Below are 16,088 nucleotides of genomic sequence, written 5' to 3' on the forward strand. Positions count from 1 at the left end.
CTTTAAGGCCTTGCGGCAACCTGCGGCAATGCCTGTGCAATCAGACCGTTAGCGAAACTGAAAACGAAACGCAGCGTGCGCTGAATTTTTGGTAACATCTGGCAATATAATAAACAGCTTAACATTGCGGCGATGCCGATAAATTGATGCGTGCAGACGGGGAGGTTGGCAGCGAGCCAACACCAGGGCAATCGCGTTGACTTCCCCGCTGCAGCTGTTCAGGTTCGCGCCTGACGACGGTTCGCCAGGCTGAACAGAACCTTATGGGCGTTTTAACAGAGGATCGACTTTATCCTTTTCATCAACGCCTGACACACCGCTGCGCTCAACGATGTCATCGTCTACGCCGGTGGTGCCGGTAGCGTTAAAAGCGCCTGCAGGTTTTGCCGTCGCGCTGCCGGTGCCCGTCAGCGGAGTATCCGCAGCGAGCTGGCTGTCGGCATGATCGATATCCACTTCCTGGCGACGAACGGAATCCGTGATGTTTTCAACGCGCTCGCTCTGATCTTTGCGCACCACCACTTCTTCTTTGATATGCGCGGTTTTGTTGATAACCGGCTGCTCGTGCGTTTCCGCGACTTCGATGGTTTTATCTTCCCAGTCGACATTGTCCGTGGCGGCCAAATCGTTGGTTGAACGACGGAAGATATCCGCATGCTGCTCCTGCAGCGAAATGTTTTCTGAAACCTGATCGGTCACGGTATAGCGACGGACGCGCGTGGTCCCTTCGCTGACCAGTCGTTTGCCGACTTCCAGACGCTCTTCCGCCAGGCGCAACACCTCTTCTTCGCTTTCATCGCCGGTGAGCGAGGTGCGAACCGGCTGCGTCAGATCGCTATCGGCGACGCTGTTAACGCCCGTCGCGCTCTGCGCAGTGGAAACGGTATAGCCGTCATCCTGCGACAGGCCGTTGCCGACCGGCAGTTCACCGGTGTCATGCGCATCCAGAATGCTGTAGGCGCGCGGCAGCTTATCCTCTTCAGCGCGCAGCGTCAGCACCACGCTGCCTGAGTTAATCGCATCTTCATACACGCCGCTCTGCTCTTCATCGAGCGTGCTGCCGAACAGTCGCTGCCAGAAGCCTGGGTGTCGGGCTTCATGTCCTTCCGATTTCAGACGCTCGCCAGAAATCACATCAATATCATGCTCGGCGAAACCCGACTTGATCAGGCTACGCTTAGCCCCTTCAGCCTGCGCCAGGGTACTGAACATTGTTACGATTTTTTCGTGTGCCATGATTTCCTCCTGCGTGATGGTGGCTTAGGTGTCGTCTTTTTTCCGGTTAATCTCGACATACTGTTTACGTAGTGAAACGGTCCCTTCCCAGGGAACCTCTTCATGCGTTCGCCGGATATGTAACTCCTCTTTCAAAACCAGCCTGCGAATGATTTCAACCTCTTCCTCAACCACCGGCACGATAAGGACGCCTTCCTCTTCCCTGACATCCGGCATAGACGCAATGCGCTCATTTTTCGGCACATGCGTCACCTCAACGTTTTCGCGGCGCAACAGTAGACTGACTGGCTCGCTGTGAGTTGAAGTCTGGCGTTTAACAGTGACATAGCCATCCAGCACTTCTTCTCGCGATACGCTCAGCTTTTCTTCAGCCAGATGCAGAATTTCCTCTTCTGCATTCGGATGTTCGTCATTGTTTGAAGAAGAAGCCATATTTCACCCTTAATGAAATGCCCGGTTGAAATAAACACCCTGATATAATCAAATCAAAAGCATTTACAACTAATGAAATTTAAGTCTGAATCAAAACCCAGCCGTTGCAAGCCAAACGGCAAAAAAAAGAAAATTAAATAAGAATTCGATAATGACGTCAAAAGCCCAGCGTTTTACGCAGCGGGAATTTATCCAGCAAAGCCAACGACTTATTGTGATATTGCTTATTCCCTGCGCGCGCTTTTAATTCAGGAAAATTCTTACCAGCAAAGATTTTAATTTTAGCTACGCCGCCTTTAATTTATTATTAACGTGCTGATATGCATTATGATTATATCGTTGTGAAAATCAGCAGACGAATAAGCATGTAAAAGTATGTCAGTGCGTGAATAATTACGACGACGGTCCGTCTGCCGCGACGCATCGCGGCAGAACAAGGTCGTTATTTCCCTTCAAAGAAATTTTCAGGCAACTGTCCCGGCGCGCGGTCAATAACGCTGTCGTTGTCCGGCCCTTCATTTTTCATATAGGTGACCTCGGCGAACTCGGGAATGATCACGTAAGGATAAGCGGGACCTTCATCTCTGAAGCGATGCATATCTTCGATAAACTCATTTTGATAGCAGATGGTTTTTTCAGGGTGCTGACCTTCCCCGGCAATCCACTGCGGGAAGAAGATGGTGCCATGCAGCAGTTTGCGGTTCAAATCAAACAGCAGGCTGACGCAGGTGCCGGTCGGCTCATGCCAGTCAACCTTAAAAATGCCGGGCGCGAACTGCACGGCATTCATCTTCTGATTGGTCACCCAGCGTCCGCCGACCAGCCCCTGATGAATACGGTAGTCGCAGGTGGTTTCATTACGTGCGTACCACTCATATTTCCAGCCGTTATCGTAGGTATAGACAAAATGTGTACCGACAAACTGCGAAAGATCGCGTGATGACTCATTAAGCGAAGCGATAGTCATGGCTTACCTCATGTTATCAGTAAGGAGGGCTCCGGCCTGTGGCGCAGAGCCGCATTCTCTTTTGATGCCGGACATTAATTTTTGCCGGCTCACTTATTATTGATGAGGATCGATTATTCACCACTACAGCAGCGATTAAAGATGCGCTGTGCGACGACATCAGGCATGTCGCGCACGGCTTTTCGCCCCCGCGTTGACGCAGGAGATCATCAGCGATAAAGGGGCGGCAGATCGGGAGATAAGACGAGCAACAAGCGGCCCTTATTAAATGCAATGCCTTTTAAAACGCGGTGAAGATATAAGCCACCAGCAAATCGCGCTGGCACGCTTTTTTATTAAACGCGGAAACTAAAATAAAGGCTTATTTGTCTGGCGCATTGCAAAACAGCATTCCCTGAAACCACCTGTTACATCAGGCATATATTTATGACAATTAAAATTTGCTGTTAAATTAATCAGAAGCGCGTTATTTACCTGCAAGCGGACGCCAGACAACGCCGGATATGATCGTAATCAACGCCTTTCGACGCCTCTCTTATTACCCTTAGTTAACGCTTTTACTAACCTAAAGAATAAAATGATAACGCTGCGAAAAATTAACGGTTTTGAATTAGAACGTGATATAGGCGAACTTAACCAGGCGATCGCTCAACACTATATCTGGTCCAGTCAGTTAACCACGACGGCGCTGTTTCATGACAGCCCCGATCCAGAGATGATGGACACGGAATCTCATCTGCACTGCCGCTTCAGCAAATGGCTGGCCATCCGTTTGCGTCTCAAAAACGTTGAAGACCCAGAGGTTAAACAGATTGAAGCGCGCCATGCGGCGATGCACGCCTCTATGCGCGAACTGCTGCTGGCGATGCAGCAAGGCACCCTAACCCGCATGCAGCTGCAGCATTACTACGCGACCCAGCGGACCTTTCTGGACGCCATCGATCGCTATAAAACCGAGCTGATCGCGCTACGCAATAATCATGATGCGCTGACGGGGCTGCCGCTGAGAAAACTGCTCTATCGCGATTTCCCTTTGCTGCAGCAGGCCGTTGGTCGTCATTCGGCGCCTTCGCTCTATCTGACGCTGATTGATATCGACCACTTCAAACAGGTCAACGACAAATATGGCCATACGACCGGCGACGCGGTGCTGAGAGAGCTTGGCAGCTTACTCTCCATGAACAGCCGCAGCCAGGACAAAACCTACCGCTTTGGCGGCGAAGAATTTATTCTGCTGCACGTTTGCGACAGCGATGCGGCCTTTAACGCTACGCTGGCGCGGCTGATGGCGCAAATACGCGCGCATAATTTCATTACGCCGACCGGCACGCTGCAAATCAGGGTAACCTGCGGCGCCGTGCACGCGAGGAGCGATGAGGCGTTGCAGACGCTGATCGAAAAAGCCGATCGGGCCATGTATCTGGGCAAACAGCAGGGTCGCGATCGCATTATCTTTTGTCCGCGCGAAAAGCAGACTTCGGGCAACGCTGGGGAAGTGCTCTGCTGGTAAGCGAAACCTAAACCCACCCTCAACGCAGCGTGACTTTCTGCCTCACGCTGCCGCCTTTCTCTGTTTTAAACACCGCAGCCCCTTGTCTGGCTGACCCGACCTCAGGATAATCGTTATTTACTTTACTTTATAACGAGAGTGCAGATGAAAAAGCTCAGACTTATCGCGTTGATAAGCGCCGTATTATGCAGCGCTTCCGCCATGGCGACGGATATTCGCGTCACCTACGCCGGTTCAATGGGCAAGGTTATGGATGAGAGCTTAGGCCCGGCATTCGCACAAGCGAACAACGGCAGCTATCAGGGACAGGGTCAGGGCGCCTACGGCATGGCGCGTCTGCTGGCGAGCAAAAAAATCACCGCTGACGTTTTCGTCTCTATTACGCCAGGTCCAATGCAGATCCTGAAAGAGGCGGGACTGATCGATAACGCGGTGCCGGTCGCCAGCACCAGCATGGTGATCGCCTACAGTCCGAAAGGTCCCTTCGCGCAGCAGTTCGCCGCCGCCGCGAAAGCGGGCGACGCCAGCTGGCTTAAGGTGCTGGCGACGCCGGGCGTGAAGTTTGGCCGCACCGATCCGGTTAACGATCCCAAAGGGCAAAATATTGTCTTTACCCTGCTGCTGGCGGAGAAGTATTACGGCAAGCCGGGCGCGGCCGACAGCATCATGGGCGGGGTGCAGAATCCGGCGCAGACGCATCTTGAAGGCGGCCTGCTGGCGCGGCTTGAGAGCGGCCAGGTGGATGCCGCGGCGGGTTATGAAAGCGAAGTCATCTCAGCGCATCTGCCCTATATCGCGCTGCCGGACGAGATCAATCTGAGCAACCCGGCGCAGGCTAAAAAGTGGTACGACACCGTCAGCTTTACCATTAAAGACAGCAAAGGCGAGGAGAAAACCCTGCACACTCAGCCGCTGGTTTACTACGCGGCAGTGCTGAAAAATGCGCCTCACGGCGAAAAAGCGGGGCAGGCTTTCGTCGATTTTATGCTGAGCAAAGCGGGCCAGGCACTCTATCAGCAAAATGGTTACGCCGCGCCTAAAGGCGACGCGCTCTACCCGCAATAATGCGCCGTCCCTCTTCGGCGCTCTGGCTATCGCTGCCCGCGCTGGTGCTGCTGGCCGTGCCTTTCCTGACGCTGATTGCCCTGACGCGCTGGCGCCATTTCCATCTTGCCTGGGGCGATGGCAACGCTATCGCGATATCAACCGGGCTGGGGGTGATTTCGCTGCTGCTGATCGTTATCACCGGCCTGCCTGTCGCCTGGTGGCTTTCGCAGGCGCGCGGCAAAGCGCGGACGGCGGTGGAGATACTGGTGTTGATCCCGCTGCTGACGCCGCCGCTGGCGATGGGCATTCTGCTGGTCAGCGCCTATGGTCCCTATGGGCCAGCTGGCTCGCTGCTGGCGCGCATGGGCGTGGAGCTGGTCAACAATCCGGCCGCCTTTGTGCTGGCGCAGTGGTATGGCGCGCTGCCCTGGTTTATTACGACGGCGCGATCGGCCTTCGCCGCGGTGCCCGTCGCCATCCTGGAGGCGGGCCGCACGCTGGGCGCGTCGCCGTGGCAGCGTTTTCGCCGACTGTCGCTGCCGCTCGCCGCGCCGGGCCTGGCGACAGCGGTGGCGCTCGCCTGGGTGCGCGCTATCGGCGAATTCGGCATCGTGATGATTTTTGCCTATTTCCCACAGGGCATTCCGGTTAAGCTCTACAACAATTTGCAGAATGACGGCGTCGATGCGGTTTATGTGCTGCTGTGGCTGCTGCTGTTGTTTACCTTACCTTTGCCGCTGGCCTGTTTTGCGTTTGTGCGTCGCTACGCACGCGAGAAAGGGGCGCGGCGCACCCGATCGGGAGTGATCTGATGTCTATTTCGCTGGAGCAGTTGATCGAGAAGTACCCACAGGCGCACGCATGGGCGTTCGGCGACTCGGCCGGGCTGGCCGACCGTCTGGTTACGCTGGTGATTGCCGGTAAAAAGATGGCGAGCTGCGGCTCGCTGCACGGATGGCAGGATGAGGAATCAAAGCCCGAGCCTGGCGGCTACAGCATTATCCTGGACGGCGTGGGGCAGCCGCGCTGCGTCATCCGCACCACCGGCCTCTTTTTAACCCGCTTCGACCGCGTGACGCCGGAGATGGCGATGCTGGAAGGCGAAGACGATCTCAGTCTGGAGAGCTGGCGCCGCGAGCATCAGCGCTTTTTCCAGAACGAAGGCACCTTTCACCCCGAGATGGAGCTGGTGTTCGAGACCTTCCAGCTGGTTGAGGTGGTGTAGCTCAGTCCAGCGCTAGCTCGCATTGCGCTGGAAGTGGCTGTTCACAAACGCGCGGCAGCGCGGCGAAACAGGGTCAAGAAACAGCTGCTCCGGCGCGCCCTCCTCTTCCACCATTCCCTGATGCAGAAACACCGCCTTATTCGACACGTCGCGCGCGAAGCCCATCTCGTGCGTCACGATAATCATCGTGCGCCCCTCTTCCGCCAGGCCGCGGATCACGCGCAGCACCTCGCCCACCAGTTCAGGATCGAGCGCAGAGGTCGGCTCATCGAACAGAATCGCCTTCGGCTGCTGCGCCAGCGCGCGCGCAATCGCCACGCGCTGCTGCTGGCCGCCTGACAGCTGCGATGGCCAGGCGTCGCGCTTCGCGTAAAGCCCCACCTTATGCAGCAGCGCCTCAGCTTCTTCCATCGCCTCTTTGACGTTGCGCTTCTGTACGTGCACCGGCGCTTCGATGATGTTCTGCATCACCGTCTTATGCGGCCAGAGATTAAAGCTCTGGAACACAAAGCCGAGCTGCATCCGCATCAGCTTAATGCGCTGGCGCTGCGCGCGACTCAGCTTTTCATCGGCGTTATCCAGCGTCACGCTGTTCTCACCCACGGCGATCGCGCCCGCCTGCGGCACTTCGAGAAAAGGAATGCAGCGCAGCAGCGTGCTTTTGCCCGATCCGCTGGCGCCGATCAGCGAGATGACATCGCCGTCCTGCGCCGTCAGGCTGATATCGTGCAGCACTTCATGTCCCGCGTAGCTTTTTCTGAGATGGCTCAGCATGATGGTGGGTTGGGTCATGAACGCGCTCCAAAATAGTAGGGGGAGAGGCGCCGCTCCAGCACGGAGACGCCTTTGCTCACCAGTATGCTGAGCAGCAGATAGATCGCCGCCGCGCTAAGGAAAACTTCCAGCGCGCGGAAAGTAGAGGAGACGATAGAGTCGGCGATGCCGGTCATCTCCATCAGGCTAATGGTGCTCACCAGCGAAGTAGACTTGAGCATAGAGATAATTTCATTGCTGTAGGCGGGCAGCGCCTGACGGATAGCAATAGGCAGCGTAATGCGGGTGAAGATCTTATGCGACGGCATGCCGCAGACCCTGGCCGCCTCCAGCGACTGCCGGCTCACCGCGTTGAGACCGCCGCGCAAAATCTCCGAGGTATAGGCCGCGTCGTTGAGGATCAGCGCCAGCAGCCCGCACCAGTAGGGATCGCGCAGCAGCGGCCAGAGCACGCTTTCACGCACCGCCGGCAAACTACCCAGGCCGTAGTAGATCATAAAAATTTGAATCAGCAGCGGCGTGCCGCGAAACAGCCAGACGTAAAACCGGGCGAAGTAGCCGCCGACGCGCGTCTGACGCAGCAGGTTCAGCCCCAGCGCCAGCAGGCCGCCGCCCAGCAGCGACAACACCGCCAGATTAAGGGTCAGCGGCAGGCCTTTAAGCAGCGCCAGCAGGGTTTCCTGCAAAAAAGGGAGGTCCATCGGCTGTCCTTAAACGTTAGCGCGCTGCTGGCCGCGCATAGCGAACTTCTCTACCGCGCGGAAAACCCAGTCGGAGCAGGTGGTGATAATCAGATAGATCACGGCGCCGACGCTGTAGAAGAAAAATGACATCTGCGTGGAGTTGGCGGCCGTGCTGATCTGATTCATGGTTTCCACCAGTCCGGTCACCGAAACCAGCGCCGACTCCTTGATTACCGACTGCCACTGATTGCCCATTCCCGGCAGCGCGGTGCGCAGCGCCTGGGGCACGATCATGCGGCGGAACAGCATCAGCCGCCCCATGCCCGTGACCGTCGCCGCCTCCAGCGTGCCGCGCGGAATCGCGTAGAACGCGCCGCGAAACACGCCGCTCTGGTAGGCGCCGGAGATCAGGCCGATGGCGATGGCGCCGGCAATAAAGCCGTTGATATCGAACGGCCCCTGCATGCCCAGCGCCGTCCCGACCGAAGAGAGCACCTGACGGCCGCCGAAGTAAAACAGGTAGATCACCAGCAGTTCCGGCACGCCGCGAAACACCGTGATATACCCTGCCGCCAGACGCCGCTGCCAGCGCGAGCCGGCAATCTGCATCCAGCACAGCAGGCTGCCCAGCGCCGCGCCCAGCAGCCACGCGCAGAGCGAAACGGTTACCGTGACCGTGGCTGCGCTCAGCAGCACGCCGCCCCAGCCTTCATCGCCGAAGCCGATTAGCTGCCAGTCGATTTGCGTCAGCATCGGCTATCAGGCTTTCGGCGCGACGTCTTCGCCGAACCATTTAATGGAGAGTTTGCTCAGCGTGCCGTCTTTAATCATCGCGGCAAGCGCGTCGTCCAGCGCCGCTTTCAGCTCAGCGTTGCCTTTGCGCAGGCCAATCGCCGATCCCGCGCCCAGCACGCCGCCGCTAAATCCATAGCCGCTGCTGCTGATGGCGTTCGCATGCTTTTTCACAAAAGCGTTAAGGTTGGTGCGCGACGCCATCACCGCATCTACGCGGCCGTTCATCAGATCGGCAAAGGTTTCCGGGCCCGCCTGATAGGTACGGATGGTGGCGACGTCGCCCAGATATTTTTGCAGGAAGTCCGCCTGAATAGTGGCGACCTGCACCGCGATGGTTTTGCCCTTGAAGCTGGCTTTCAGTTCATCGATCGCTTTCTGCATGCCGGCGGCGTCATCGGCCGTCACCACGGTGCCCGTGCCGGGCAGCGTTGCCAGCGGCGAGCTTTTGGCCGTCACGAAGCTGGAGACGCTGACGGTGTATTGCTGGGTAAAGTCGATCGCTTCAGCGCGCTTCGGCGTGACCGTCACCGCGTCGATAACCGCGTCATATTTGCCGTCGATCAGGCCGGGGATCATGCCTGACCACTTCTGAGCGCTGATCTCATATTTGAAGCCGACGCGCTTCGCCAGCTCCGCCACGATATCGGGCTCATAACCGACAATTTTGCCGTTCGGCGTGGTCTGGTTAAACGGAGGATAGCTGCCTTCGGTGGCGAATTTCAGGGTGCCGAAATCTTTTGCCAGGCTGAGCGCCGGTACGGCTGCCAGACCCAGAGCCAGGGTGGCCGCGAACAGCCCTTTGCGCATCATCATAGTGATATCCTCATTTATTATTGTCAGAAAGCAGATCGACAGCCAGACGTACCAGCGCCTGCGCGCCGGTGGCAATGCTGCGCTCATCCGGCTGATAGTCGGAGTTATGCAAGTGGTCGTCGCGGCCCGGCGTGCCGGAGCCGATATGGATCTGACAACCCGGCGCGCGCTCGGTAAACAGGGAAAAATCTTCCGCGCCGAAGCTGTCGCCTGGTTTCGCGACGATGGCTTTGCCGAACTGATGCGAAAGAATCTCCTCCAGCGCGTCAATCAGCCGGTCGTCATTCATCAGCGGCGGCACGCCGCGCAGATAGTCCACCTCGACGCGCACGTTCATCGCCAGCGCGACGCCTGCGCATATACGACGGAACGCGGTTTCCATATCGGCGCGCACCTGCGGCGATTTCGTGCGGATGGTGCCCTGAAGCAGACAGCTGTCGGGAATGATATTGTGCGTGGCGCCGCCCTGGATATGGCCGATGGTCAGCACAGCGGAATGGGCCGGGTCGCGCTCGCGCGAGATCAGCGTTTGCAGCTGGCCGATCAGAGAAGCCGCGGCAACGATGGGATCAACGCCCATATGGGGCCGCGCGGCGTGCGTCGAAACGCCATGCACCCGCACGTCGAACTCGTCGCTCGAGGCGGTGCTGCCGCCTCGCGTCAGCGCCACGTCGCCGGCCGCCAGCTCCGGTTTGTTGTGCAGCGTGACGGCCCAGTCTACGCCTTCAGCGGCGCCATCGGCGATCATCGCTTCCGCGCCGCTTTCCGGCGTTTCTTCCGCAGGCTGGAAGATAAGCCGCACTCGCCCTTTCAGCTGCTGACGGTAGTGCGGCAGGATCGCCGCGACGCCAAGCAGCGTGGCGGTATGGAGATCGTGTCCGCAGGCGTGCATTTTGCCGGGAAGCGTGCTGCTGAAGGAGAGACCAGTCTGCTCATGGATGGGCAGCGCGTCCATATCCGCGCGCAGCAGCAGCGTTTTACCCGGCTGCGCGCCGACAATGTCCACCAGCACGCCGGTACGGCCGACGCCTGTCTGGGGAGTGTGGCCATGGGCGCGCAACCAGCTGGCGACGATCTCTGCGGTGCGCACCGTATCGAAGCCGAGTTCGGGATGTGCATGAATATCCCGCCGGATGGCGATCAGTTGCGGCTCAAGATCGGCCACTCTGGCGCTTATTTCCCTGGCCAGGCGTGCTTTTTCGTCAGTCATATTTTCCCTGCAGAATGGCTTTACTTACGGCGTCAGGCGCAGCGGATCGGGCCGCTGACTCTATTGTTGTGTTTGCAGGCTTTATTTATTCACAGAGGAAAACAGAAAGCAACGCGCGGGGATCTCAGAAAAGCTATTTAAAATCATAGCATTAGAGACAACGGCTTTTAATATGCCTGAGAATGCAGCGGATCAGCAAGATTATTAATAATCCCCGATCGTTCATCACATCGTCTAATTATGTTATTGCACAAAGTGTGGTGGTGCCGATAAAAAAACGCCCTGCGAACAGGGCGTTTTTTAGCGTGGATCAGGCGCGGCGCCAGCGGCGCGTCAGCTGTTTTTCCAGCTCGACGACGACGAAGATCGCGGCGCCGACGATAAAGGCGATGACCCAGTATTTAAACGGCAGCGGACGCGTGCCGAACAGGGTATTCATCAGCGGCAGATAGATAATCAGCGCCTGCAGCAGCACCAGCACGCCGCTCACCAGCCAGATGCCGCGGTTTTTCAACATGCCGCTATCGAGCGAGAAGCTGTTGGCGCTGCGGCAGTTCAGCATATAAACCCACTGCGCGGTGACCAGCGTCTGCAACAGCACGGTGCGGATGAATTCCGGCTCATAGCCGCGCGTCTGCAGCCAGGCTTCGAGCACGAAGGCGCTGACGGAGATCAGCAGGCCGACGAAAAGCATACGCCAGACGGCGTAGCCATCCATCACCGAGGCGCTCACGTCGCGCGGCGGACGGCGCATCACATTCGCCTCGGCCGCCTCAAACGCCAGGCCGAATGAGAGCGTGGCGGAGGTCGCCATATTCATCCACAGGATCTGAACCGGCGTCAGCGGCAGCAGGTTGCCCATCAGGATGGCGATAATAATCAGCAGCCCCTGCGCCAGGCAGGTCGGCATAATAAACAGAATGGTTTTAATCAGGTTATCGTAGACCCGCCGCCCCTCTTTCACCGCGGCGGCGATGGTGGCGAAGTTGTCATCGGCGAGGATCATGTCGGCGGCCTCTTTGGTCACCTCCGTGCCTTTAATGCCCATCGCGATGCCGACGCTCGCCTGCTTCAGCGCAGGCGCGTCGTTCACGCCGTCGCCGGTCATGCCGACCACTTCGCCGCTGGCGGCCAGCGCCTTCACCAGACGCAGCTTATGCTCCGGGCTGGTGCGCGCGAAGATATCGTACTGACGCGCCGCCTCGGCAAGCTCGCTGTCGCTCATATGCTCCAGATCGCGCCCCGTCAGGGCTTTATCGCTGTTGCTGATGCCCAGCATTTTGCCGATCGCCATTGCCGTCTCCTGATGATCGCCGGTGATCATCTTGACGCGGATGCCGGCCTGCTGGCAGTCGTCGATAGCCGCGACCGCTTCCGGGCGCGGCGGATCCATCATGCAGGCGAGGCCCAGCAGCACCATCTCCTCGCGCAGATCCGCATGATCCAGCGAGTCGATCGCCTTCGGCACGCGTTTCCACGCCGCCGCGACGGTGCGCAACCCTTCGCTGGCGTAGCGGGTAATCGCCGCCTCCCAGTAGGCGCGATCCAGCGGCTGTGCGCCGTCGGCGCTCTGCTGATGGACGCAGAGCGACAGCAGCACGTCTGGCGCGCCGGTCATCAACACCCAGGCGTCGCCGTCCGCTCCGCCGCTGACCGCCATATATTTATAAAGCGAGTCGAACGGCAGCTTGCTGGCCAGCTTCGGCTGACCCGCCGTTGCGCCTCCTTTCGCCGCCAGCACTTTCAGCGCCCCCTCGGTCGGTCCGCCGACGATGCGCCAGCGCCCTGCCGCATCCTGCTGGATCTGGCTTTCGTTGCAAATATCGATGGCGGTCAGAAAGCGCGCCATGACCGGATCCTGCGCCGCGATAAGCCCGCAGTCAGGCCTCTCCGGCACGATCTCGCCCACCGGCTCGTAGCTGTCGCCGCTGACGCGCCAGCGGCTTTCCGCCAGCACCACCGCTTTTACCGTCATCTCGTTCATGGTGAGGGTGCCGGTTTTGTCAGAGCAGATCACCGACATGGCGCCCAGGGTTTCGACCGTCGGCAGCTTGCGAATAATCGCGTTTTTGCGCGCCATCGACTGCACGCCCAGCGAAAGAATAATCGAGATAATCGCCGGCAGACCTTCCGGCACCGCCGCCACTGCCAGACTGATCACCGACAGCGCCAGCGAGGGCAGCGGAATGTCGCGCAGCAGGTAGCCAAAGACAAAGAGTCCGGCCATCATCAGCAGGATCGCCGCGAATATGGCTTTGCCGAGCTTATCGATCTGGCGCAGCAGCGGGGTTTTGGCCGTTTCGATGTCGCTCATCATATCGTTGATATGACCCAGCTCGGTGTCGCGGCCGGTAGCGATCGCCACGCCCGAGGCGGTGCCGGAACTGACGGTGGTGCCGGAGAAGGCAAGATTGAGCCGGTCGCCCAGCGACTTATCGCCTTCAAGCGCCTCGCTGCTTTTCGACACCACGGTCGATTCGCCGGTCAGAATAGCCTCTTCCACGCGCAGATTGTGCACCTCGAACAGCCGCAAATCTGCCGGAATGCGATCGCCGGGCCGCAGCATCACCACGTCGCCAGGCACGAGGGTTTCGCCCGGCACCGTCATAATCTCGCCGCCGCGCACCACCACCGCTTCATTCGAGAGCATATTTTGTATGCCCTTTAATGACTTCTCGGCGTTGCTCTCCTGTATGAAGCCGATGAACGCGTTGATTACCGCCACGCCAAGAATGACAAACGTATCGACCCAGTGGCCCATGATCGCGGTAATCACCGCCGCCGCCAGCAGGATATAGATCAGCATATCGTTGAAGTGGGCCAGAAACTTCAGCCAGGCCGGCTGGGGTTTCTTTTGCGGCAGCGTGTTGGGGCCGGTTTTCGCCAGCCGCGCCTGGGCTTCGTCGACAGATAACCCTTGCGGGGAGCTATCAAGCTCAGCGAAAACGGCTTCGCTTCGATGCTGATACCACGGCCGCGCTTTTAAAGCGGCATTTTGCAATGTCTTGCGGTCGTTATTCATTTCTCACTCCGTGCAGGCAACCGGCGACTGGATCGCAGTTAATTTAAATGGGTCAGAATAGTGCGACAGCTTAAATAAGCCGATACTGATTCAGGTCATATTTTTGTTGTTTTAATTCAGTAAAACTGTTGCCGGGATAATTCTTTCATCACATCGGTTTTAGTCTGAACACAGTGAGCACACATCGTGGTAAATAACTTAAAAATCAAAGTAATAATATTCGTTTTTTTTGCCGTCGCCGCGACCAGCGCTGTAGGATGGCTGACCTATTACGTGGTTGATAATTTCTTGTAAGCGTTAACCTTTATGGCGAGCGCGGCTTATTTCACCGGCTCGCTTCTTACTCAATAAAAATAACCCCTTTTTCTCTGTGTATTTAAAGCGGGCGATAATCACTCTTTGCGGTAAATTAAACGGCAGCTAAACAGCAATATAAAAATCTGTTCCGCTTACACGATATTCTCAGCAAGGTTCTGCGCCGCCAGCTCTGTTGCGCGGCGTCTGACGGCGATAAAATCCGCCATCTGCGCGCGGGCGGCCTCGACCTGCTCAGGCAGAGCGGAATGCGGCGACCCAGCATTAAACGGCGGTTCAGGATCGTACTCCATCTGCAGCTGGATCGCCTGAGCGACCTCCTGACCCCGTATTTCCGCCACCAGCGTCAGCGCAAAATCGATCCCTGAGGTAACGCCCGCGCCGGTGAGCCGGTTGCGGTCGCGCACCACGCGCGCGTCGACCGGCTCCGCCCCTAACAGCGCCAGCTGATCGCGCGAACTCCAGTGCGAGGTCGCGCGATAGCCGCGCAGCAACCCGGCGGCGCCCAGCACCAGCGACCCGGTGCAAACGGAGGTAATAAACTGCGCCTGCTCTGCCTGGCGGCGCAAAAAGCGCAGCGTTTCACTGTCCGACATCAGCGCAATCTGGCCCGGCCCGCCCGGCACGCAAATCACGTCCAGCGGCGGGCAGTCGCTAAAATCGCAGCCCGGCAGCAGCATTAAGCCGCGATCCGAGCGCACCGGCTGTTTATCCTTCCAGACCAGATGACACACCACATCCGGCGTGCGGGCGAACACCTCGAAAGGCCCCGTGAGATCAAGCTGGGTGACATCCGGGAAAAGCAGTATGCCGATATGCAGCGGCGTTTTCATGGCGGCGATCCTTTATGAGTTGTGGATAAGGGCGACGCGTGCGTTACTGCGCGCCGGAGACGATTTTCAGCGTTGCCTCAAGCGAAGAGGAGAGCAGCTCGCCGTGCGTCTGACCAGGATAACGTATTTCATGCAGCCTGACCCCTTTATCGCGCAGCGTAGCGATCAGCGCCCGATCGGCGTCGTTAAGCTGCGCAGCGCGCTGCTCTTCATGACGATCGCTGCGCCCGTCCCCTTCGATCAAATAAAGGGTTTTACCGCTCAGCGCCTGCGGCGCGGCCTGCTGCGCCAGCTCGACGATGCGCTGATGGCGCCAGCCCAGCGACGGTGCCGCGCTGAAGTAATGTGTGAAAGCGGCGTCGCTATAGAGGGTATCCAGCACGAAGAGCCCGCCGTAAGAGTGGCCCCACAGCGCCCGCCGCTGCGGATCGCTTTTCGCCTGCTTCTCCGCCCAGGGCATAATCTGCTCCAGCAGCAGCGCGCGAAAGGCATGACTGCCTCCGCCTGGATAGCGTTCATGCCGCGCATCGCCCCGCTGCCCGCCAGGCGGGGTGTAGTCGAGCGCGCGCGCCTCGACGTCGAACGGCAATCGGGTGTCATATCCCACCGCCACCAGCACCGGCGGCTGCTGTCCCGCCAGCTGCTTCAGGCGATCTTCGCTGAGACGCGCCATCGCCGCGTTGCCATCCAGCAGGTAGAGCACGGCAAAGCCCGCTGTCGGCGCCGCCTGTTTCGGCACGCCGAGCCAGACTTTATAGCGGCGCAGGCCGTCGGCCGAGGTGAAGGTCTGGCTGGTAAAGCGATAAAACGCCGAGCCGCGATCGGCAACGTTGTCGCCCAGCGGCGCCATGTTCGGCCTGGCGTTCACCTGCGTCGCGAGCGTCAAACCAACGCTGAGCGCCAGCAGCGCCGTGGAGAAAATCTTCAGCGGGTGTTGCATGAAAAGCCTTCCTGACCTGACAAAAAGATTCGCCATCCTAACAAATCAAACGTGATAATGAGAAGCTTTCTCAATAAAACAGATTACATTGGTTTATGCCTGCTTATCAGAGCCGCTAGCTAAACTCTGATTTAGCGATACAGGGATTGCGAATCGACATCACAGATCGTTAAATTTCAGCATTCGACCAGACTTTTTTTATTTTGATGCCGTGCGTTTGTTACGACAAGCGCGCCGATGTCTCTTTCAACTGACGCCAGCAAAGCCATTAATCAGAGGTTGTTAA

15 protein-coding genes are annotated in these 16,088 nt (G+C 58.1%); 4 read left to right on the plus strand and 11 right to left on the minus strand.

All coding sequences use genetic code 11. The features are described from left to right. Positions 1–261: 261 nt before the first annotated feature. The 3 genes from AC6I7Z_RS21805 to AC6I7Z_RS21815 form a co-directional block, all read right to left on the minus strand. The gene (locus AC6I7Z_RS21805; protein ID WP_497815874.1) at positions 262–1,236 is read right to left on the minus strand and encodes a YsnF/AvaK domain-containing protein; all 975 of its coding nucleotides are present in this window, start codon (positions 1,234–1,236) and stop codon (positions 262–264) included. A gap of 24 nt (positions 1,237–1,260) precedes the next feature. Next, complete coding sequence (locus tag AC6I7Z_RS21810) at positions 1,261–1,668, minus strand: DUF2382 domain-containing protein (protein WP_497815875.1); 408 nt, start codon at positions 1,666–1,668, stop codon at positions 1,261–1,263. Positions 1,669–2,110: 442 nt separating this feature from the next. Then, complete coding sequence (locus AC6I7Z_RS21815; protein ID WP_033748190.1) at positions 2,111–2,635, minus strand: phenolic acid decarboxylase; 525 nt, start codon at positions 2,633–2,635, stop codon at positions 2,111–2,113. Positions 2,636–3,212: 577 nt separating this feature from the next. Between AC6I7Z_RS21815 and AC6I7Z_RS21820 the strand changes: the two genes are divergently transcribed. The 4 genes from AC6I7Z_RS21820 (at position 3,213) to AC6I7Z_RS21835 (ending at position 6,417) form a co-directional block, all read left to right on the plus strand. Beyond that, positions 3,213–4,145: a diguanylate cyclase gene (locus tag AC6I7Z_RS21820; RefSeq protein ID WP_497815876.1), complete on the plus strand. Its 933-nt coding sequence runs from the start codon at positions 3,213–3,215 to the stop codon at positions 4,143–4,145. Between the two features lie 144 nt (positions 4,146–4,289). Beyond that, positions 4,290–5,210, plus strand: a complete 921-nt coding sequence (locus AC6I7Z_RS21825; RefSeq protein ID WP_497815877.1) for an extracellular solute-binding protein — start codon at positions 4,290–4,292, stop codon at positions 5,208–5,210. After that, positions 5,210–6,004: a molybdate ABC transporter permease subunit gene (locus AC6I7Z_RS21830; protein WP_497815878.1), complete on the plus strand. Its 795-nt coding sequence runs from the start codon at positions 5,210–5,212 to the stop codon at positions 6,002–6,004. The genes AC6I7Z_RS21825 and AC6I7Z_RS21830 overlap by 1 nt, the downstream gene beginning before the upstream one ends. After that, on the plus strand, positions 6,004–6,417 hold the full coding sequence (locus AC6I7Z_RS21835) for an ASCH domain-containing protein (protein WP_497815879.1): 414 nt from the start codon (positions 6,004–6,006) through the stop codon (positions 6,415–6,417). Before AC6I7Z_RS21830 ends, AC6I7Z_RS21835 begins: the two co-directional genes overlap by 1 nt. Positions 6,418–6,429: 12 nt before the next feature. On the opposite strand, the gene AC6I7Z_RS21840 is transcribed toward AC6I7Z_RS21835, so the two are convergent. From AC6I7Z_RS21840 to AC6I7Z_RS21875, 8 genes are all read right to left on the minus strand, one after another. Continuing rightward, positions 6,430–7,209 (minus strand): ABC transporter ATP-binding protein, encoded by a 780-nt coding sequence (locus AC6I7Z_RS21840; protein WP_497815880.1) that lies wholly within the window; start codon positions 7,207–7,209, stop codon positions 6,430–6,432. Next, on the minus strand, positions 7,206–7,892 hold the full coding sequence (locus tag AC6I7Z_RS21845) for an ABC transporter permease (protein WP_497815881.1): 687 nt from the start codon (positions 7,890–7,892) through the stop codon (positions 7,206–7,208). Before AC6I7Z_RS21845 ends, AC6I7Z_RS21840 begins: the two co-directional genes overlap by 4 nt. Before the next feature lie 9 nt (positions 7,893–7,901). Beyond that, positions 7,902–8,627: an ABC transporter permease gene (locus tag AC6I7Z_RS21850; protein WP_497815882.1), complete on the minus strand. Its 726-nt coding sequence runs from the start codon at positions 8,625–8,627 to the stop codon at positions 7,902–7,904. A gap of 6 nt (positions 8,628–8,633) precedes the next feature. Further along, on the minus strand, positions 8,634–9,482 hold the full coding sequence (locus tag AC6I7Z_RS21855; protein ID WP_497815883.1) for a transporter substrate-binding domain-containing protein: 849 nt from the start codon (positions 9,480–9,482) through the stop codon (positions 8,634–8,636). A gap of 10 nt (positions 9,483–9,492) precedes the next feature. Continuing rightward, positions 9,493–10,692, minus strand: a complete 1,200-nt coding sequence (locus tag AC6I7Z_RS21860) for a M20 metallopeptidase family protein (RefSeq protein WP_497815884.1) — start codon at positions 10,690–10,692, stop codon at positions 9,493–9,495. A 310-nt stretch (positions 10,693–11,002) separates the two neighbouring features. Then, a complete protein-coding gene (locus tag AC6I7Z_RS21865) occupies positions 11,003–13,714 on the minus strand; it encodes a cation-transporting P-type ATPase (RefSeq protein WP_497815885.1) in 2,712 nt (903 codons plus the stop codon). A 449-nt stretch (positions 13,715–14,163) separates the two neighbouring features. Beyond that, positions 14,164–14,862 (minus strand): DJ-1/PfpI family protein, encoded by a 699-nt coding sequence (locus AC6I7Z_RS21870; RefSeq protein WP_497815886.1) that lies wholly within the window; start codon positions 14,860–14,862, stop codon positions 14,164–14,166. Between the two features lie 43 nt (positions 14,863–14,905). Further along, the gene (locus AC6I7Z_RS21875; RefSeq protein ID WP_497815887.1) at positions 14,906–15,802 is read right to left on the minus strand and encodes an alpha/beta hydrolase; all 897 of its coding nucleotides are present in this window, start codon (positions 15,800–15,802) and stop codon (positions 14,906–14,908) included. Between the last annotated feature and the right edge of the window lie 286 nt (positions 15,803–16,088).

It is taken from the genome of Pantoea sp. X-Soil-MYKO-1289 (genome assembly GCF_059730625.1).